Origin of the sequence: Agrobacterium sp. NPDC090273, assembly GCF_044772305.1 — a bacterium.
Classification (GTDB): Bacteria; Pseudomonadota; Alphaproteobacteria; order Rhizobiales; family Rhizobiaceae; genus Agrobacterium.
The window spans coordinates 49,069-68,893 of the sequence record NZ_JBIVYN010000001.1 but is presented as its reverse complement, the minus strand read 5'-3'; the positions used below and the strand labels follow the sequence as shown (position 1 = coordinate 68,893).

Below are 19,825 nucleotides of genomic sequence, written 5' to 3'. Positions count from 1 at the left end.
TGTGGTCTTGAATTTATAAGGCAGCAATTTCCCGGCGCAGCATTCTCCAGCTCTCCTTGTCAGGCGCGGACAGAATGCCACCGGTGATGTCTCCGGGACGATATGGGGTATTGTCGAAACGGGCCGTGTACCCACCCGCTTCCTGGTGAACGAGCACGCCGGCCAGATGATCCCAGGGCATCAGCTTCTCGTGACCTATGAAGTGCAGCTTGCCGGTGGAAACCAGCCAATATTCATGCGCCGAGCAGTTCAGCGAGAGCGCCATCTTGGTCTTCGCCATATTGGCCGCGATCACCGGACGCCGATCGATGTGGCTGTGCCCCCAGGAGAAGATACCGACCATATCCGAAAGCGGCACCGGATCGGCGACCTTGAGTTTTGCCCGCGTACCGTTTTTCCGCGTGAGGTAAGCCCCCTCGCCTTTGACAGCGATGATGGTGTCGGCCATGACGGGATCGTGGATGATGCCGGCAACGGTTTCACCCTTGACGGTCACTGCCAGCAAGGTTCCAAAGGCAGGAAAGCCGGACGCGTAATTGAACGTGCCGTCTATGGGATCGATGACGAAGGCAAGTGGCGCATCGGCAAGCGCCGGAACAGCGGACTTGTCCGCATCATAGGCTTCTTCACCCACGATATGCGCCTTCGGGAAGCGCGCCAGCAGTGCCGCCGTAATCCGTTTTTCAGCGAGAAGATCGGCCTCCGTCACAAGATCCACAGCCGACGACTTTTCCGAGATCGCTCCGGCGCTCAGGTTTCGGAAACGGGGAAGAATTTCTTCCGCGCCGACAGCGGCAACAGTGGAAACGAGAAAGTCCAGGTCGGAATCAGAAAGTGGCATGGAGGATCTTTTTCATAAGGGAGGGTGGGCCTCCCTACGCTCCTGATGTGACGGCTCGGTGACAGCGAGCGCCGAAAAGTCGAAAAGCTTCGGATCGAGCAGATGTGACGGGTTCACATGCGCAAGCGCCCGCAACATGACATCCTTGCGGCCCGGCATACGCCGCTCGATATCCGCCAGCATGTCCTTCATGGCATTGCGCTGCAACCCGTCCTGCGAACCGCAAAGGTCGCAGGGAATGATCGGGAATTCCATGGCAGCGGCAAACTTCGCCATGTCGTCCTCGGCGCAATAGGCAAGCGGCCGCAGCACCATCAGGTCGCCTTCGTCATTCATCAGCTTGGCGGGCATGCCCGCAAGCCGGCCGCCATGGAAGAAATTCATGAAGAAGGTTTCGAGAATGTCTTCGCGGTGATGGCCGAGCAGCAACGCGTCACAGCCCTCCTCGCGGGCAATGCGGTAGAGATTGCCACGCCGCAACCGCGAACAGAGCGAACAGTAGGTTCCGCCCTGCGGAACCTTTTCCTTCACGACGGAATAGGTGTCGCGATATTCGATGCGGTGCGGCACGCCGATCCCGGTGAGGTACTCGGGCAGAACATGCTTGGGGAAATTCGGTTGCCCCTGATCCAGGTTGCAGGCGATCAACTCGACCGGCAGAAGACCGCGCCATTTCAGATCCAGCAGCAGCGCCAGCAGGCCATAGCTGTCCTTGCCACCGGATAGCCCGACGAGCCAGCGTTTCTGGCCCTTCAGCATGTCGAAGTCTTCGAAGGCCTGTCGCACGTTCCGGAGCAAGCGCTTGCGCAGCTTGTTGAACGAGACGGAACTCGGCGCGTTGGCAAACAGCGGGTGCGAGCCGTTTTGCTCTCCGGTCAGATCCTGATCCGGCATATCATCGATGCTCGTGATAATGTTCATGATTAGCTCGCTTGGCTTGTCCGCCACCTTTGATGCTCGAAATGCCTGTATATGCCGGGAAGATCAAGCCCCGAACACGGACCAGCCGGTTTTTGTCGCCAGCATTTCCAGCGCAACCGAACCTAGCGCCGAATTGCCGACCTTGTTGAGACCCGGCGACCAGACAGCAATCGACGCCTTGCCCGGCGCCACCGCGAGAATACCGCCGCCAACACCGCTCTTGCCCGGCAGGCCGACATGATAGGCGAAATCGCCCGAACCGTCATAATGGCCGCAGGTCAGCATCAGCGCATTGATCCGTCGGGCCCGACGATCGGAAACGACAGTGTGCCCGGTCAACGGGTTGCGCCCGTGGTTTGCCAGAAACAGCCCGGCACGGGAAAGCTGCGAGCAGCTCATGGCCAGCGCGCACTGATGGAAATAGACACCCAGCGTATAGTCCACCGGATGATGGATATTGCCAAACGAACGCATGAAATTGGCAAGCGCCATGTTGCGGAAACCGGTCGCCTGTTCCGACTTCGCCACCGTGTCATCAATGCTGATCGTATCGTCATCGGCAAGATAACGCACGAAACGCAGGAGTTCACCGATTGCTTCGCGCGGCTGATGTCCGGCAAGCACGATATCGCTGACGACGATCGCACCCGCATTGACGAAGGGGTTGCGCGGAATGCCATGCTCATGTTCGAGCTGGACAATGGAATTGAAGGACGAGCCGGACGGTTCGCGGCCAACACGGTTCCAGACCGTCTCCCCCGCCTTGCCGAGCGCCAGCGTCAGCATGAAGACCTTGGAAATACTCTGGATCGAAAACGGCGCCAAAGCGTCGCCCGCCGTATAGGTCGTGCCATCCACAGTGGTTACGGCAATACCAAACTGCTTCGGGTCGATCTTGGCCAGTTCGGGAATATAGTCAGCGACTTTCCCCTCGCCCAGCCGCGGCACCATGCTGCCATAGATCGAATCGACGATCGCCTGAATGTCCTGCATACCCAGCCTTCCGCAACAAACAAAAAAGCCGCCCACAAGGGGCGGCTTCTTGAATAATAAAACCCGACGATTAACGCGAGTAGAATTCGACGACCAGATGCGGTTCCATGATGACCGGGTACGGAACGTCGGACAGCGAAGGAACGCGAGCGTAGGTCGCAACCATCTTGTTGTGGTCAACTTCGATGTAGTCAGGAACGTCGCGCTCAGCGAGAGCAACAGCTTCGAGAACGATTGCGAGCTGCTTGGACTTCTGACGAACTTCGATAACGTCGCCCGGCTTGCAACGGTAAGAACCGATGTTAACGCGAACGCCGTTAACCGTGACGTGGCCATGGTTGATGAACTGGCGCGATGCGAAAACGGTCGGAACGAACTTTGCGCGGTAGACGATGGCGTCCAGACGCGACTCGAGCAGGCCGATCAGGTTTTCAGAGGTATCGCCCTTGCGACGGTTTGCTTCGTCGTAGGTTGCGCGGAACTGCTTTTCACGCAGTTCGCCGTAGTAGCCCTTGAGCTTCTGCTTGGCGCGCAGCTGCGTGCCGAAGTCGCTCATCTTGCCCTTGCGGCGCTGGCCGTGCTGGCCCGGGCCGTATTCGCGGCGGTTAACCGGGGACTTCGGACGGCCCCAGATGTTTTCGCCCATACGGCGGTCAATTTTGTACTTAGCCGATTCGCGCTTGCTCATCGTATTTCCTTCGAAACAGGTTATGCCGGTCTGTTGCCAAACCGGATTAAGGAAACACGCCCTCCTCTGAGATCCGTTTCAGAACCTCTGACAGGATTCTCACACACGCTTGTGGAGAAGCCACGGGACATGTCGGTGATGTTGACCGCCGAACGTCAGCTTATAAACTGCAAGGCAGTCAACGAAACACACCGGACATCACTGCCCGGCGTTGGGGCGGCTTCTATAGCTGTTTTACAAATTTGTCAAACACGCCATTTTCGTTTTTTTACAGCTCCGCTCTTGAAAAGCCGGAAAGGCATCCTATCTCCCCGTCGTGATCAGAACTCGGGCCCCTCTGGCGTGTTACCGGACAACACGTGATGTCGAGTTTCTATAGGATGGGGCCACGTTAAGTTCTGATATGCGTTCCCCATCCGAAAAGCCAACCTCGTCCGGCTAAAGGTTGACTGATGGACTTCCTCTTTCTGGATTTTCTCGGCACCCCCACATGGATGTGGGCGGTTTTCATTTCTCTCGTTCTCGGCCTTCTGGCCCTGGACCTTGGTGTTCTGCATAAGAATTCCAAGGAAATCGGCATTCGCGAAAGCATGCTGATGTCCAGTTTCTACATCGCCATCGGCTTGGCCTTCGGCGGCTGGATCTGGTACCAATCCGGTCAACAGTCGGCGATGGAATACGTCACGGGCTTTGTTGTCGAAAAAAGCCTGGCGATGGACAACATCTTCATCATCGCCATGATCTTCTCCTATTTCGCCATTCCGCGCCAATACCAGCACCGCGTCCTGCTGTGGGGCATCCTCGGCGTTATCGTACTGCGCGGCATCATGATCGCGGCTGGTGCGGCCATCGTCGAAAACTTCCACTGGGTTCTGTATTTCTTCGCGGCTTTCCTGGTCTTCACCGGCCTGAAAATGCTGTTTTCGTCCGACCACGATGAAAATGACATTGGCAACAACAAGATCCTGAAATTCCTGCGCAGCCACCTCCCGGTCACCAATGCCCTGCATGGCGAAAAGTTCTTCGTCAAGGAAACCGATTCGAAGACCGGCAAGCTGAAGACTTTTGTTACGCCGCTGTTCCTGGCGCTTATCATGGTCGAAATTGCCGACCTGATCTTCGCAGTCGATTCGATCCCGGCGATTTTCGCGATCACCACCGATCCGTTTATCGTCTACACGTCGAACATCTTCGCAATCCTTGGCCTGCGTGCGCTCTACTTCGCGCTTGCAGCCCTGATGCACCGCTTCGCTTATCTGAAATACGCGCTGGCTGCGGTTCTGGTGTTCGTTGGCTCGAAAATCTTTGTCGCCGACATGCTGGGTATCGCCAAGATCCCGCCGGCTCTTTCACTCGGCGTGACCGTCGCCATTCTGGCAACCGGCATCATCGGCTCGCTGATCGCCACGCGCAACGAAGACAAGGCCATCGACAAGGCATAAATGCAAAAGGCGGCGAAAGCCGCCTTTTCTCATTATTCTGCAGCGAGACTGACGTCTCCATCCGCCGCATCCGCATCGCCGGGTGCGGTTTTTGCGTCGAGGTCAGGGAAAGCCACGATCCGCTTGCCGGAAAAATCGGCGTGAACGACCACCAGTTCCTTTTCCTCGAAATAACCGAGAAGGCGCCGGGCCCGGCGAGCCGAATGGGTGCCGTAAGCGCGGGCAATACGGGCGTCAGAGGGACATGGCTCTTCGCCGAGCGCGGCCTTCACCAAGAGCAGGAAGACGCCCTGCAGGTCGTCGGAAACGCTTTTTGAAAGCTTGAGCGCTGTCTGCCAGTGCTCGCTCGCCGCCATCTCCACATCAACGCCGGACCGGGTAATGGCCACCTGACGACGGAATTCGGACAGCGCCATGGGGGTGCCGGCAATACGCCGCATACGGGCGCGCACCAGAAAATCCTGATAGAGCACAGCATCGGTACGATAGGCCGATTGCGGATCATCGAGAATTTCCATCAGCACGCCGGCGATCTTCTCTTCCCGCTCTTCGGGGGACATTTCGGGCTGGCTCGACCGTGTCTGCTCGGACGGCGACGTGACGGCTGCCGGTGTCGATCGCGAAAGCTCCGCCAGGATATCCGTTGTCGGGCGCGGCGCAGGCGGCGTACGACGAACGACCGGCCGGTTGAATTCCTCCGGATCGGGCGTGAAGATCAGGTCTTCCACATCTTGCGGTGCATCCGGCAGCGGCATCAGCTTCGGTGAGGAGGAACGCGCCGAGGTTTCAACCGCACCAATGACGATCGGCAGCGGCCGGCGCGACAAAGCCGGACCAAGAGCAACGAAGTTACCACGCTGCAGATCGCGGAACATTTCCGCCTGACGGCGATCCATGCCGAGAAGATCGGCCGCACGCGCCATGTCGATATCGAGGAAGGTTCGGCCCATCAGGAAGTTCGAGGCTTCAGCCGCGACGTTCTTGGCAAGCTTGGCGAGGCGCTGTGTGGCGATCACACCGGCAAGTCCGCGTTTACGGCCTCGGCACATCAGATTGGTCATGGCGCCAAGCGACGCCTTGCGCGCATCTTCCGTGACCTCGCCGCCGACGGATGGGGCAAACATCTGCGCCTCATCCACCACAACGAGAACCGGATACCAGTATTCGCGATCGGCATCGAACATGCCGTTGAGGAAGGCAGCGGCGGCGCGCATCTGCTGCTCGATATCAAGACCTTCCAGCGTCAGAACGCAGGAAACGCGGTGCTGGCGGATACGATTGGCGATACCGGCAAGCTCTGCTTCGGTGCGCTCGCCATCCACGACAATATGCCCGAACTTGTCGGCCAGCGTGACGAAGTCACCTTCCGGGTCAATGATGACCTGCTGCACCCACGGCGCGGACTGTTCCAGCAGACGACGCAGAAGATGCGACTTTCCGGAACCGGAATTGCCCTGCACCAACAGACGCGTGGCCAGCAATTCCTCGATATCGAGCTTGGCAGCCTGCCCGCCCGAAAGCGTTCCCATGTCGATGCCGACCTGCACTTTACACTTCCCTGCATTGCGAATGGATGAAACGCCGACTCTCATGGAGGCCGACCGAACACCCTCTTTAACAAAAAATTAAACGAATAACCCTGCCCATCGCAACAATGCACAGGGAATTGCTGGTGCGTCACACCGCCTTCGGGCGTCGGCCAAAGGACAGGCGACGGCCGAAGACATTGAGCGCCAGGCCACCGACAACCAGCGTGCTGCCGATGATTTCAAGACGCGTAATGTGCTCGTCAAAAGCAAAATAGGCGCCGAGGAAACCGACAATCGGCACCAGGAGCGAAAATGGCGCAACCGTTCCGGCAGGATACCGCAGCAGCAGGAAACTCCAGATGCCCGCTCCCACGATCGTCGCGCCGTAAGCCATGTAGATCACCACCAAGCCCGTCATCAGGTTGGCACTCGCCATGCCATCGGCGATGGCCTGCGGGCCTTCGAGCAGCAGCGAGAGGATAACGAGCGGCAACACCGGCACCAGGCTTGTCCAGGCGACAAAGGAGATCGCATTGACCGATCCGACCTTGCGGTTGACGATATTGCCAATCGCCCAGCTGAACGCAGCGCCAACGCACATTAGAAGCGGAATCATTGCGGCAGCCGTCATCCGCTCCAGGCCAATGACGGCAAGACCCGCAAATGCAACGCCGGCACCTGCAATGTGGGACTTCAACGGAATCTCACCCAGCATGGTTACCGCCAGCGCCATGGTAAAAAACGCCTGAGACTGCATGACCAGCGACGACAGCCCGGCCGGAAGCCCCCATTTAATGGCCGTGTAGAGCAGCCCGAACTGCAAACAGCCCATGACCATGCCGTAGACGATCATATGGCCCCACGGCACTTTCGGGCGCGGCAGGAAAAACACCAGCGGCACGGCTGCAAACAGATAGCGCAAGGCTGTCAGCAAAAGCGGCGGCATGCCCATGACGCCAACCTTGATGACAACGAAATTGAAGCCCCAGAGAAACACGGTAACGAGGGCGAGAAGAATGTGCGGCACTGCCATTGGGATGTCCGAATTTCAAACCGCCGCCGGCGGCATTTCAGGAAGCAGCCCTCTTCCAGCCAATTGCCAACAAACCAGCGCCGATCAGCAGACTGCCGCCGGTACGATTGGCGATGCGCTGAACGTTGGGTTTGCGAATGGTGTTGCGGGCTGCACTTGCCAGCAATCCATAAAGAGCCGCATTGCAGGTGGCAAGCACGAGAAACGTCACTTCAAAGATAATCACCTGCGGCAGGAAGGGCGAAGTCGGCACCAGGAACTGCGGCAGGAAGGCGACAAAAAACACAATGCTTTTCGGGTTCAGCGCCGTGACGACATAGGCATGCAGGAAGATCTTCAGCGGCCGTTCCCGACCCGTTGCCCCCTCGCCTGCGGCCATTTCACCGCTGACGGGCGCACGCCAAAGCTTGATTCCGAGATAGATGAGATAGGCCGCTCCGACCCACTTCAACCCGGTAAAAAGTGCGGCCGACGTTGCAAGCAGCGCACCAAGCCCGAGCATCGAAGCTGTCATCGCCGTGAAGTCGCCGAGCGCCACGCCGGTAACCGTCGCCGTGCTCGCCTTGCGACCATGGCCCAAAGCATAAGAAATCACCAACAGGATCGTTGGCCCCGGAATGGCGAGCATGATGGCGGATGCGGCCACGAAGGCCAGCCAGTTTTCGAGAGGCATGAGGAAACTCCCCTTGTTGATCGGAGCGAGCAAGCCATGGAAACGCCACGCTGGCAAGTGGTCGCCTGCGTGACGGCAGGCGGAAAAAATGCGGTGACAATCCGGCCTGCACCGACCCTCTCAGGTATGGTGCAGGCCGTTGAATGACGCGCTGTCAGAACCGTGGCGCCCAATAAGGAGCCGACCAATCGCGCCGCTTCTTCCTTGCGGAAGGTTCGACGCCGATATCGTCAAGCAGCCACTCCGGCAAATCGTCAACGCTGTCGGGCGGCGCACGCGGCACAATCGCCGCAAGCAGAACGGTTTTTACGGTTTTCCAGACACCGAATACGACGAACAGACGGTCGACCGCATCAGGAAGACTGAATGCTACCAATGGTTGATTTTTATGCATAGGAAATCCATCCCGGCGCCGCACGGGCAGCCAGGTCCTCTGGTGATGAAAAACGGCATGCGAGGCGAGCGGACGCGGCTCAGCACCGCGCGAACGCGCAACTCAATTGCCAGATGATGTGAAAATGCCAGATGGCAAGGAAAACAGGCGTATCAGCCTTGTCGGAGGCAAGAACCTCGGGTCATATAACCACCGGAAACATTGCCCGAAATAGCGGACACGCCCAAAAGGCGTACATTGATATTTGCAGACATTCCACGCCTCCATAGTTAGCGGTTATAGACGATTGCCACGATACACGAGATGCCCGCATGCGCAAGCGCCGCAATCTCGAATTGCATAATCAGCGAAAAACAGATGCAAAAAAGCAACAGACCGTCTGGACCTAGACGCTGAGGCCGAAACCCTGCATCAGTCGCCGTGTCGCGAAATCCGGCTTGCCGGACGTAAACCGCGCAAAGTCAAATCCGTCAGGATGCTCCGCCCCCTGGACGAGTGGCACCAGATGGCGGGCACGGCGCGCAATCGCCTCCGCAGGGTCCAGCCAGTCAACCGGCCAGGGTGCCAGCTTGCGAAACACATTCGCCATGAAGGGATAGTGGGTGCAGGCAAGGACGACGATGTCGGTGCGTTTGCCGTCGTTATCGATAAAGCACGGTTCGATCTCGGCCAGCACCGCCTCGTCGGAAATCGGCTCGCCCCTGATCCAGCTTTCCGCCATCCGCGCAAGGTTCTCCGAACCGACAAGGCGGACATGACATTGCGAGGCAAAGGACTGGATGAGATCACGCGTATAGGCACGCTTGACGGTGCCCGGCGTTGCCAGAACGGAAACCAGCCCCGAACGGGTGCGCTCGGCAGCCGGCTTGATCGCCGGCACCGTACCAACGAAGGTCATATCCGGAAATTTCGCACGCAGATCGGCACCCGCAAGAGTGAATGCCGTATTGCAGGCAATGATGCAGACTTCAGGATCGTAGTCTCGCAAGAGCTCTTCGAACAGCGAGAGAATGCGGACCTTCAGTGCGGCCTCTTCCCAGCCGCCATAGGGAAACCCTGCATCGTCAGCGACATAGATGAAACCGCGCTCGGGCATCAGCACGCGCGCTTCGCGCAGGACCGTCAGACCGCCAATGCCGGAATCGAACACCAGCACCGGCTTCAGTTCTGCTGCATCCATCTCAGTCGCTAGAGCCATTCTCCGTCGTCTCCCCTGTCGTTTCCGTCTTTCCGGCCTGCTTGGGCCAGCGACGCGGGAAACGGTCGAGCGAATTGATTACGCCGCGAAACACGCTGATTTCCTGTTCCGAAAATCCCCGCCGGGAAAGCACGGCACGCAGGTTGTCGACCATTTTGGGCTTTTTTTCAGCCGGGTGGAAATATCCACGTGCCTCGAGCGCTTCTTCGATGTGCTCGAAAAGGCCAAAAACCTGTTCCTTGGTGGACGGGCGCTGTTCGACGGACTGGAAGACCGTATCTTCCAGATCTTCCATGCCCGATTTCATCCACTCATACGACATCAACAGCACAGCCTGCGCGATGTTGAGCGAGGCAAAGGCCGGGTTGACCGGAAACGTCACGATCTCGTCGGCGAGAGCCACTTCCTCGTTGGTCAGACCCCAGCGCTCGCGCCCGAAGAGGATGCCGGTCTTTTCGCCTGCCTTGAATTTGGTCCGCAGCGTGTCGCAGGCCGTGACCGGCGCGCGCACCGGCTTGAAGCCGTAGCGTTCGCGAGCCGTGGTGGCATAGACGAAATTGAGATCCTTGATCGCTTCTTCCAGCGTATCGAAAACCTTGGTGCCATCGATGACATGGTCGGCCTTGGACGCGGCCGCACGGGCCTTTTCGCTTGGCCAACCATCGCGTGGATTGACGAGGCGTAATTCGGCGAGGCCGAAATTGGCCATCGCCCGCGCTACCATGCCGATATTTTCTCCGAGCTGCGGTTCGACCAGAATGATCGCCGGGCCTTCCGCCACAAGTTCAAGCTCGCTGTTCGTACCTGCCATAGTTCGTTTTCCAGTTTCCAGACCGCCGTATCGAAAATCGATACTCTAAAGCGCGTCTCACTCGCACAGATCGGCGCGGAAATCAAAGCAGGAAGGCTACGAGCCCTCGTTATTCGCCCTTGATAATGGTTGCCATCTCTTCGCGCAGCGAGTCCGTGCCCTCATCGCCAACACGATGAATGTCGTTGATCACCGGACGACCATCCTCTTCGATGACGTCGAAATTCACTTCATCGACTGTCGCCTTCATCTCGGCCTCGTCCATGCATGCCCACAGCTTGAACTTTGCGGTGACGTTCGTGACGCCATCCTTCGCAGGCGCAGCATCCACGATGACATCCTGCAACGGGCAACCGTCCTGCGAGTTGGTGACGACATCGTAACCGAAGGGGTCGCCCGTCGTGCCGCTTTCAGCCTCATAGGCCGGCTTTTTCGCGGCCTCGCGATATTGTGCGACGAATTCCTTGCTGAACAGTCCGGTCAGCATGTCCTCGTCGAAGATGTATTTCCAGTCCTCGGCTTCGCCGGACCAGTTCTTGACGGTGATGTCCATGATCTTCTGGACCGGATCGGTGGGACCGGCAGCAAAAGCGCTGGTGGAGAAGAGGATGGCGGCGGTGGCGAGCAGAATGGTCCGCATGATGTAATCCTGGAATTGACCCTTAGACGGGCGAAGCGATTCGCCTGACTGTATTGCGGCAATATGGTTTGGCAATGTTCAAAGCAGCAATGGCGCCCAGCCAAAAAAGCGCCACTCATGGCTTTGCCTCACGCGCATGCGATGCTATAGCCGCACCGGATATTTTTTCCACATAACGGCGTTTTTGCGCCGCAGCTTCGAAGGTGAGGAATTCATGGCAAAGATCAAGGTAGCCAATCCGGTCGTCGATCTCGACGGCGACGAAATGACCCGTATCATCTGGCAGCTCATCAAGGACAAGCTGATCCTGCCGTACCTCGATCTCGATATCGAATACTACGACCTGTCGGTCGAAAACCGCGATGCCACCAACGACCAGGTTACCGTCGATGCTGCCAACGCCATCAAGAAGCACGGCGTAGGCATCAAGTGCGCAACAATCACGCCGGATGAAGCCCGCGTTGAAGAATTCGGCCTGAAGCAGATGTGGAAGAGCCCGAACGGCACAATCCGCAACATTCTCGGCGGCGTCATCTTCCGCGAGCCGATCATCTGCAAGAACGTTCCGCGCCTGGTTCCGGGCTGGACGAAGCCGATCGTTGTTGGCCGTCACGCTTTCGGCGACCAGTACAAGGCAACCGATTTCAAGTTCCCCGGCAAGGGCAAGCTGACGATCAAGTTTGTCGGTGAAGATGGTCAGGTTATCGAAAAGGACGTCTTCGACGCTCCGAGCGCTGGCGTTGCACTGGCAATGTACAACCTCGACGAATCCATCCGCGAATTCGCACGCGCATCCATGAATTACGGCCTGATGCGCAAGTGGCCGGTATACCTTTCCACGAAGAACACCATCCTCAAGGCTTACGACGGCCGCTTCAAGGATATCTTCGAAGAAGTCTACCAGACAGAGTTCAAGGCGAAGTTCGACGAAGTCGGCATCACCTACGAACACCGCCTGATCGACGACATGGTTGCTTCCGCTCTGAAGTGGTCCGGCGGCTACATCTGGGCCTGCAAGAACTACGACGGCGACGTGCAGTCCGACACGGTTGCGCAGGGCTTCGGTTCGCTCGGCCTGATGACCTCCGTTCTTCTGTCGCCCGATGGCCGCACGGTTGAAGCCGAAGCTGCTCACGGTACGGTTACGCGCCACTACCGCCAGCACCAGAAGGGTCAGGAAACCTCCACGAACTCGATCGCTTCGATCTTCGCATGGACACGTGGCCTCGCTCACCGCGCCAAGCTGGACGACAACGCCGACCTGGCGAAGTTCGCAAGCACGCTGGAAGAAGTCTGCGTTGCAACCGTTGAAAGCGGCTTCATGACCAAGGACCTCGCGCTCCTTATCGGTCCGGATCAGCCTTGGCTTTCCACAACCGCATTCCTCGACAAGATCGACGAAAACCTTCAGAAGGCCATGGCTGCCTGATTTTCCCGATCATGACACAGAAAACCCGGCCATATGGTCGGGTTTTTTTATGCTTTCGGTCTGGGCTGCGGCTTCAATAATTCACGACCAGGCGCTTGTTACAACGTCGGGTTTCTTTTTGAATCACCATATCTTGATTAGACGTGACACTAGGCGCACACTCCGCAACCGACTGCGGCCGTATGCGAAGCTGAACACGACAACAACAATAACCACCTGAATTTCGAACTTCACCCGACTGGCCCGGTCAACAATGCCACACACCTCTATCGGACCCCGGAGATATATCCCGGTTGCCGACATGTATGCTGCGTGGCTGAACGAGTTGGAGCGTCCATGCCTCCATCCGGGCCAATGGCGCTCTGAAGTGCGCTTCAGGAGGAGGAGCCATGAGCGAACTGATATTTTATACGAACCCCATGTCGCGCGGCCGCATCGCCCGCTGGATGCTGGAAGAAGTGGGGGTCCCTTACAAGACGGAAGTTCTGGGCTTCGAAACATCGATGAAGTCGCCCGCCTATCGTTTGATCAATCCGATGACCAAGGTTCCGGCGATCAAACACGGCGACACGATCGTTACTGAAGCCGCCGCGATCTGTGCCTATCTGGCAGACGCGTTCCCCGGCGCCAATCTCGCACCCACGCCAAAGTCACGTGGCCTCTATTATCGCTGGATGTTCTTCGCAGCCGGTCCGCTCGAAATGGCTGTCAGCATGAAGGCACTGGGTTACGAGGTGCCGAAAGAAAAAGTGCGGATGGTGGGCTGTGGCAGCTATGATGACGTGATGAACACGCTCGAACGCGCCGTCAGCGAAAACCGTTATGTGGCGGGCGATCATTTTTCCGCTGCAGACGTCTATGTCGGCTCCCACATTGCCTGGGGCATGCAGTTCGGCTCCATCGAAAAACGTCCGCACTTTGTCGAGTATGTCAGCCACCTCGGCGAACGCGCGGCCTACAAGCGCGCCCATCAGCTGGACGACGAAGCTGCCAAGGAAATGCAGGCAGCAGGTTGAAAAACAAAAAAGGCGGGCAATGCCCGCCTTTTTCATTGATATGAAATGCCGTTATCAGGCAGCCAGAGCAGCTGCAACAGCGTCGATTGCCTCACTGGCTTTCGCACCGTCAGGGCCGCCAGCCTGCGCCATGTCAGCGCGGCCGCCGCCACCCTTGCCACCGAGCGCTGCGGAAGCAGTCCGCACCAGATCAACGGCGCTGAAGCGCGACGTCAGGTCTTCAGTAACAGCGGCAACGGCGCTCGCCTTGCCATCGTCAGAGACTGCAATCAGGAGAACGACGCCAGAACCAAGACCGCCCTTGGCTTCGTCGGCGAGGCCCTTGAGATCCTTGGCGTCGATGCCGGAAAGCGACTTGGCGAGGAACTTCACTCCGCCGATTTCCTTGACGTCGCCGGCCGAACCTTCTGCGGAACCGCCACCCATCGCAAGTTTGCGGCGTGCTTCCGCCAATTCGCGCTCAAGCTTCTTGCGCTCGTCCAGAAGACCTTCGACACGCGAAAGAACATCGGCAGGCTGAACCTTGAGTGAGGATGCCAGCGCCTTCACGCGCTCATCCTGTTCCGCGAGGTAGGCAAGTGCGCCCTGCCCTGTCACTGCTTCGATACGGCGAACGCCGGCACCAACCGCGCTTTCACCGAGAACGCGGACCAGACCGATCTGGCCGGTCGCCGAAACATGCGTACCGCCGCAAAGCTCGACCGAGTATGGACGGTTGGCCTTGGCGCCATGAATGCCCGTTCCCATGGAAACGACACGAACTTCATCGCCATACTTTTCGCCGAACAGCGCCATGGCGCCCTCGGCAATCGCATCGTCGACGCTCATCAGGCGGGTCACGACAGGCGAGTTCTGCAGGATGATCTCGTTTGCCATTTCCTCGACGATCTTCAGCTCTTCAGCCGACATCGGCTTCGGATGCGAGACGTCAAAACGCAGGCGCTCGGGCGCAACCAGAGAGCCCTTCTGGGCAACGTGGGTACCGAGAACCTCGCGCAGTGCCTCATGCAGAAGGTGGGTTGCCGAGTGGTTGGCACGCAGGCGCGAACGACGGTCGTGATCGACCGTCAACTGAACCGCTTCACCGACCTTCAGACCGCCCTTCGAAACGGTACCGACGTGCACGAACAGGCCTTCGCCCTTCTTCTGCGTGTCGGATACGGTGAAGGCACCGTTTTCGCCGGTGATGACACCGGTATCGCCCATCTGGCCACCGGATTCACCGTAGAACGGCGTCTGGCTGACAACGACCTGCACGGCTTCGCCATCAGCGGCGGCGTCAACCGACTTGCCGTCCTTGACGATTGCCTGCACGACGCCTTCAGCCGTTTCCGTGTCGTAGCCGAGGAATTCGGTGGCGCCCAGCTTTTCCTTGAGCTCGAACCAGACGGTTTCGGTCGCCTTGTCGCCGGAGCCGGCCCAATGCGAACGGGCTTCCGCCTTCTGGCGTTCCATCGCGTCAGTAAAGCCCGAAATGTCGACGCCAATACCGCGAGCGCGCAAAGCATCCTGCGTCAGATCGAGCGGGAAGCCGTAGGTGTCGTAAAGCTTGAAGGCGGTTTCGCCATCGAGCATGCCGCCCTTGGACAGATCCACAGTTGCGTCAGACAACAGCGACAGACCACGCTCCAGCGTCTTGCGGAAACGGGTTTCTTCGAGTTTCAGGGTTTCGGAGATCAGCGCTTCTGCACGCACGAGTTCCGGATAGGCGCGGCCCATCTGCTGAACGAGTGCCGGCAGGAGCCTCCAGATCAGCGGCTCCTTCGCGCCGAGGAGTTCGGCGTGGCGCATGGCGCGGCGCATGATACGGCGCAGAACATAACCACGACCTTCATTCGACGGCAGAACGCCATCGGCAATCAGGAAGGCGGACGAACGCAGGTGGTCGGCGATAACACGGTGGCTGGCGCGCTTTTCGCCTTCCGCCGGAACACCGGTTGCCTCGACCGACGCCGAGATCAGAGCGCGGAACAGGTCGGTGTCGTAGTTGTCGTGCTTACCCTGAAGCAGCGCGGAAATACGTTCCAGACCCATGCCGGTGTCGATCGACGGACGCGGCAGATCGATGCGCTCTTCCTTCGTAATCTGCTCGTACTGCATGAAGACGAGGTTCCAGATCTCGATGAAACGATCGCCATCTTCATCCGGCGAACCGGGAGGGCCACCCCAGATGTGATCACCGTGGTCATAGAAGATTTCAGAACAGGGACCGCAAGGACCGGTATCGCCCATCGCCCAGAAGTTATCGCTGGTCGGAATACGAATGATACGGTCGTCGGAGAAACCGGCGATCTTCTTCCAGAGATTAAAAGCCTCGTCGTCGGTGTGATAGACCGTCACGAGAAGGCGGTTCTTGTCGATGCCGAATTCGCCGGTGATGAGGTTCCAGGCGTGGCTGATTGCTTCTTCCTTGAAATAATCGCCGAAGGAGAAGTTGCCGAGCATTTCAAAGAAAGTGTGGTGACGTGCCGTGTAACCGACATTGTCGAGATCGTTGTGCTTGCCACCGGCGCGAACGCACTTCTGCGCCGACGCTGCCGTGGAATAAGGGCGGCTCTCAAGACCGGTGAAAACGTTCTTGAACTGCACCATGCCCGCATTGGTGAACATCAGCGTCGGGTCGTTACGCGGAACCAGCGGACTGGAAGACACGATTTCGTGCCCGTTCTTCTTGAAGTAGTCGAGAAACGTCGACCGAATTTCATTCACACCGCTCATGCCCACACACCGCTATAGCTGGAGTCCATCATCGCCATCCCATGGGGACGGCCATATTATAAAATCACTGGCTTTTATCGCCCGCTTTCCGCCCTGTCCAGCCGTTGAGCGTAGCATGAGGCCCTGGCAAAACAAAAACGACCGCGCGAAACAAGTTCGCGCGGTCCAAATCTCAGAAACGGAAGTAGAGAGACTACAATTCAGGCCAATCTCGAAGCAGATCAGCCTTCACCGTCACCATCGTCACCTTCACCTGCATCAGGTCCACCGTTCTGCAGGAAGCGATCGGCGATCAGGCCAGCGTTCTGGCGCAGCGCCAGCTCGATCTCATTGGCAACCGCCGGATTATCGCGCAGGAAGGTCTTGGCGTTTTCACGACCCTGCCCGAGACGCTGACTGTTGTAGGAGAACCACGCACCGGACTTCTCGACGATGCCGGCCTTCACGCCGAGATCGACAAGCTCACCGGTCTTGGAAACACCTTCGCCATACATGATGTCGAATTCGACCTGCTTGAAGGGCGGAGCCATCTTGTTCTTGACGACCTTGACGCGGGTCTGGTTGCCGACAACCTCTTCGCGTTCCTTGACGGCACCGATACGGCGAATATCGAGGCGCACCGAGGCGTAGAACTTCAGCGCGTTACCGCCCGTCGTGGTTTCAGGCGAACCGAACATCACACCAATCTTCATACGGATCTGGTTGATGAAGATCACCATGCACTTCGAACGAGAGATCGACGCCGTCAGCTTGCGCAGCGCCTGGCTCATCAAACGTGCCTGAAGACCTGGAAGGCTGTCGCCCATCTCACCTTCGATTTCCGCACGTGGCGTTAGTGCCGCAACGGAGTCGACGACGAGAACGTCAACGGCGCCGGAACGAACCAGCGTGTCGGTGATTTCGAGCGCCTGTTCACCCGTGTCCGGCTGCGAGATCAGCAGGTTCTGCAGATCAACGCCAAGCTTGCGGGCATAGACCGGATCGAGCGCATGCTCGGCGTCCACGAAGGCGCAGATGCCGCCCTTCTTCTGGGCTTCTGCAATGGTCTGCAGCGCCAGCGTCGTTTTACCCGAGCTTTCCGGTCCGTAAATTTCAATGATACGCCCCTTCGGCAAACCGCCGATTCCGAGCGCGATATCCAGACTGAGCGAACCCGTCGATACGGTTTCGACTTCGACTACGTTTTCATTGGAACCGAGCTTCATGATCGATCCCTTGCCGAACGAACGTTCGATCTGGGAGAGCGCCGCTTCCAGTGCCTTGCTTTTATCCACCGATTTATCCTCTACGAGACGCAAAGAATTTTGTGCCATCTGAAACACCTTTAGGTTATTGAAGCCACGCAGGCAATGAAGCAGTATGGAAACGGTATGTACTCTATTTGTTCTCATTCCGCAAGGCGACGCCAGAACATTGAAAACAAATAGCGATAAGTCATTTGTTCTATTTTTGTTTTTCCAGGCGCCGCTCGGGTCGCCTTTCAGGAAAAACAGTCCGGGAACCGATTTTTTCAGCCGAATCGGAGAAAGATTTCGGGTCTCCAGAGAAGGGAAGAAGCGTTGAAAAAGATACTCGTTCTGGGAGGAGCGCATATCGACAGGCGCGGCATGATCGAGGCGGAAACCACGCCCGGTGCCAGCAATCCAGGACACTGGATGGAAGAAGCAGGCGGCGGCGGCTTCAATGCGGCCCGCAACCTGTCCCGTCTCGGCTTTGAGGTTCGCATCATCAGCCCGCGCGGTGGAGACGTCACTGGCGAGGCCGTTGCGGCAGCGGCGCGACAGGCCGGTGTCGAAGACACCCCTTTCGTTTTCCTCGATCGCCGCACACCGAGTTATACGGCCATTCTGGAACGCGACGGCAATCTGGTCATCGCGCTCGCAGACATGGACCTCTACAAGCTTTTCACGCCGCGACGCCTGCGCGTACGGTCTGTGCGCGAAGCGATCCGCTCGACCGACATTATCCTATGCGACGCCAACCTGCCGGAAGACACGCTGACGGCAATCGGCCTGGCAGCCCGCGTCTGCGGCAAGATGCTTGCGGCGATCGCGATCTCGCCCGCCAAGGCGGTCAAACTCAAACCGGCCTTTGCTGACATCGACATTCTTTTCATGAATGAAGCCGAGGCGCGTGCGCTGACCGGAGAGAACCCCGACGATATCCGGCAGTGGCCCGATATCTTCAGAAAAACCGGCCTGCGCGGTGGCGTGGTCACGTCTGGCTCCAAACAGGCGATCGCTTTTGACCGAAACCAGGCAGCGACACTCGTTCCGCCCCGCATCGACGATGTGAAGGATGTGACCGGTGCTGGCGATGCCATGGCCTCCGGTTATCTTTCCGCCATTGCCGAGGGCGCAACCATCACGCAGGCGCTGCGACTGGGTGCGGCGGCAGCAGCCCTCACCGTCCAGTCGCCCTTCGCAACTTCCCCCGATCTATCGAAAAACGGTGTCGAGCTCATGTCGGGACTTGTGCCCGAGGCCGAAACACTGGCATGAACCCGCTTTTAAAAAATCTGGAACAGATAAGATGACCCGTCCAATTTCCCCACGCCTCCCCATCGTCTATTCACAGGAAGTCGCGGCCGCCAAGCAGCGCGGTGCGCCGATCGTGGCTCTCGAATCCACCATCATCACCCACGGCATGCCCTATCCGGGCAATATCGAGATGGCCGAAAGCGTCGAACAGATCATCCGTGACCAGGGTGCTGTGCCAGCAACCATCGCCGTCATTCATGGCGTACTGCATATCGGCCTTGAGAAGGATCAGCTCGAAGCGCTCGCCAAGACCACCGATGCGATGAAGGTTTCGCGCGCCGATATCGCCTTCGCGATTGCCGAGCGCCGCACCGGCGCCACCACCGTGGCGGCAACCATGATTGCAGCCGCACGCGCCGGCATCAAGGTCTTCGCAACCGGTGGCATCGGCGGCGTACACAAGGGTGCGGAAGAAAGCTTCGACGTATCCGCCGACCTGACCGAACTTGCCAAGACCGGCGTGATCGTTGTCTGCGCCGGCGCCAAGGCTATCCTCGATGTTCCCAAGACCCTCGAAGTTCTGGAAACGCAGGGCGTTCCGGTCGTGACCTTCGGCTCGGAAGAGTTCCCGGCATTCTGGTCGCGCTCCTCCGGTCTCAAAAGCCCGTTGTCGCTCAATAGCCCGGCTGCAATTGCCAATTTCCAAGCAACCCGCGAACAGCTCGGCATCGACGGTGGCATGCTGGTCGCAAACCCTGTTCCGGAAGAGGACGAAATCCCCAGCGAAGAGATGGCCATCTACATCAACCGCGCCATTTCCAACGCCGAGCGCGAAGAAATCACCGGCAAGGAGGTCACGCCATTCCTGCTGGGCGATATCTTCAAGATCACGGAAGGCCGCAGCCTGGTGACCAACATTGCGCTTGTGAAGAACAATGCTCGCCTCGCAGCAGAGATCGCTGTCGCGCTCGACTGAGGCGATAAGGCGTATTCAAGCAAAAGGCCCGGAACCTTGTGGT

18 protein-coding genes are annotated in these 19,825 nt (G+C 58.3%); 5 read left to right on the top strand and 13 right to left on the bottom strand.

Annotated elements, in window-relative coordinates; translation table 11 throughout:
* Positions 1 to 13: 13 nt before the first annotated feature.
* The 4 genes from ACIQT8_RS00395 to rpsD form a co-directional block, all read right to left on the bottom strand.
* Complete coding sequence (locus tag ACIQT8_RS00395; protein ID WP_138793886.1) at positions 14 to 841, bottom strand: inositol monophosphatase family protein; 828 nt, start codon at positions 839 to 841, stop codon at positions 14 to 16.
* A gap of 12 nt (positions 842 to 853) precedes the next feature.
* Entirely contained in the window at positions 854 to 1,762 is a 909-nt protein-coding gene (gene ttcA, locus ACIQT8_RS00390) for a tRNA 2-thiocytidine(32) synthetase TtcA (RefSeq protein WP_262522784.1), read from the bottom strand.
* 63 nt (positions 1,763 to 1,825) lie between these two features.
* Complete coding sequence (locus ACIQT8_RS00385; RefSeq protein ID WP_138793888.1) at positions 1,826 to 2,755, bottom strand: glutaminase; 930 nt, start codon at positions 2,753 to 2,755, stop codon at positions 1,826 to 1,828.
* Between the two features lie 70 nt (positions 2,756 to 2,825).
* Entirely contained in the window at positions 2,826 to 3,443 is a 618-nt protein-coding gene (gene rpsD, locus ACIQT8_RS00380; RefSeq protein WP_138793889.1) for a 30S ribosomal protein S4, read from the bottom strand.
* Positions 3,444 to 3,895: 452 nt separating this feature from the next.
* Here rpsD and ACIQT8_RS00375 point away from each other — a divergent pair, with 452 nt between their 5' ends.
* The gene (locus ACIQT8_RS00375; RefSeq protein ID WP_400962208.1) at positions 3,896 to 4,885 is read left to right on the top strand and encodes a TerC family protein; all 990 of its coding nucleotides are present in this window, start codon (positions 3,896 to 3,898) and stop codon (positions 4,883 to 4,885) included.
* Positions 4,886 to 4,917: 32 nt separating this feature from the next.
* On the opposite strand, the gene ACIQT8_RS00370 is transcribed toward ACIQT8_RS00375, so the two are convergent.
* The 7 genes from ACIQT8_RS00370 to ACIQT8_RS00340 all read right to left on the bottom strand — a co-directional run bounded on the left by ACIQT8_RS00370 (position 4,918) and on the right by ACIQT8_RS00340 (position 11,163).
* Positions 4,918 to 6,432, bottom strand: a complete 1,515-nt coding sequence (locus ACIQT8_RS00370; protein ID WP_400962205.1) for a helicase HerA domain-containing protein — start codon at positions 6,430 to 6,432, stop codon at positions 4,918 to 4,920.
* A 130-nt stretch (positions 6,433 to 6,562) separates the two neighbouring features.
* Positions 6,563 to 7,447: an EamA family transporter gene (locus ACIQT8_RS00365; protein ID WP_138793892.1), complete on the bottom strand. Its 885-nt coding sequence runs from the start codon at positions 7,445 to 7,447 to the stop codon at positions 6,563 to 6,565.
* A gap of 37 nt (positions 7,448 to 7,484) precedes the next feature.
* A complete protein-coding gene (locus tag ACIQT8_RS00360) occupies positions 7,485 to 8,120 on the bottom strand; it encodes a LysE family translocator (RefSeq protein ID WP_400962201.1) in 636 nt (211 codons plus the stop codon).
* Positions 8,121 to 8,274: 154 nt separating this feature from the next.
* Positions 8,275 to 8,514 (bottom strand): hypothetical protein, encoded by a 240-nt coding sequence (locus ACIQT8_RS00355; protein ID WP_138793894.1) that lies wholly within the window; start codon positions 8,512 to 8,514, stop codon positions 8,275 to 8,277.
* A gap of 385 nt (positions 8,515 to 8,899) precedes the next feature.
* Positions 8,900 to 9,712, bottom strand: a complete 813-nt coding sequence (gene murI / locus ACIQT8_RS00350) for a glutamate racemase (protein ID WP_262522786.1) — start codon at positions 9,710 to 9,712, stop codon at positions 8,900 to 8,902.
* Complete coding sequence (locus ACIQT8_RS00345) at positions 9,696 to 10,523, bottom strand: RNA methyltransferase (protein WP_138793896.1); 828 nt, start codon at positions 10,521 to 10,523, stop codon at positions 9,696 to 9,698. Before ACIQT8_RS00345 ends, murI begins: the two co-directional genes overlap by 17 nt.
* Positions 10,524 to 10,632: 109 nt before the next feature.
* Positions 10,633 to 11,163: a hypothetical protein gene (locus ACIQT8_RS00340; RefSeq protein WP_178340843.1), complete on the bottom strand. Its 531-nt coding sequence runs from the start codon at positions 11,161 to 11,163 to the stop codon at positions 10,633 to 10,635.
* A gap of 214 nt (positions 11,164 to 11,377) precedes the next feature.
* Here ACIQT8_RS00340 and ACIQT8_RS00335 point away from each other — a divergent pair, with 214 nt between their 5' ends.
* Positions 11,378 to 12,592, top strand: coding sequence for an NADP-dependent isocitrate dehydrogenase (locus tag ACIQT8_RS00335; protein ID WP_138793897.1), 1,215 nt, complete (start codon positions 11,378 to 11,380; stop codon positions 12,590 to 12,592).
* Positions 12,593 to 12,981: 389 nt separating this feature from the next.
* The gene (locus tag ACIQT8_RS00330; protein ID WP_400962195.1) at positions 12,982 to 13,608 is read left to right on the top strand and encodes a glutathione S-transferase family protein; all 627 of its coding nucleotides are present in this window, start codon (positions 12,982 to 12,984) and stop codon (positions 13,606 to 13,608) included.
* 54 nt (positions 13,609 to 13,662) lie between these two features.
* Here the strand turns inward: ACIQT8_RS00330 and alaS are convergent, their stop codons facing one another.
* Both alaS and recA read right to left on the bottom strand, forming a co-directional pair.
* A complete protein-coding gene (gene alaS, locus ACIQT8_RS00325) occupies positions 13,663 to 16,326 on the bottom strand; it encodes an alanine--tRNA ligase (RefSeq protein ID WP_400962192.1) in 2,664 nt (887 codons plus the stop codon).
* A gap of 221 nt (positions 16,327 to 16,547) precedes the next feature.
* The gene (recA, locus tag ACIQT8_RS00320; RefSeq protein ID WP_138793900.1) at positions 16,548 to 17,639 is read right to left on the bottom strand and encodes a recombinase RecA; all 1,092 of its coding nucleotides are present in this window, start codon (positions 17,637 to 17,639) and stop codon (positions 16,548 to 16,550) included.
* Between the two features lie 246 nt (positions 17,640 to 17,885).
* Between recA and ACIQT8_RS00315 the strand changes: the two genes are divergently transcribed.
* Positions 17,886 to 18,827, top strand: a complete 942-nt coding sequence (locus tag ACIQT8_RS00315) for a carbohydrate kinase family protein (protein WP_400962188.1) — start codon at positions 17,886 to 17,888, stop codon at positions 18,825 to 18,827.
* Between the two features lie 31 nt (positions 18,828 to 18,858).
* The gene (locus ACIQT8_RS00310) at positions 18,859 to 19,782 is read left to right on the top strand and encodes a pseudouridine-5'-phosphate glycosidase (protein WP_138793902.1); all 924 of its coding nucleotides are present in this window, start codon (positions 18,859 to 18,861) and stop codon (positions 19,780 to 19,782) included.
* Positions 19,783 to 19,825: the final 43 nt, after the last annotated feature.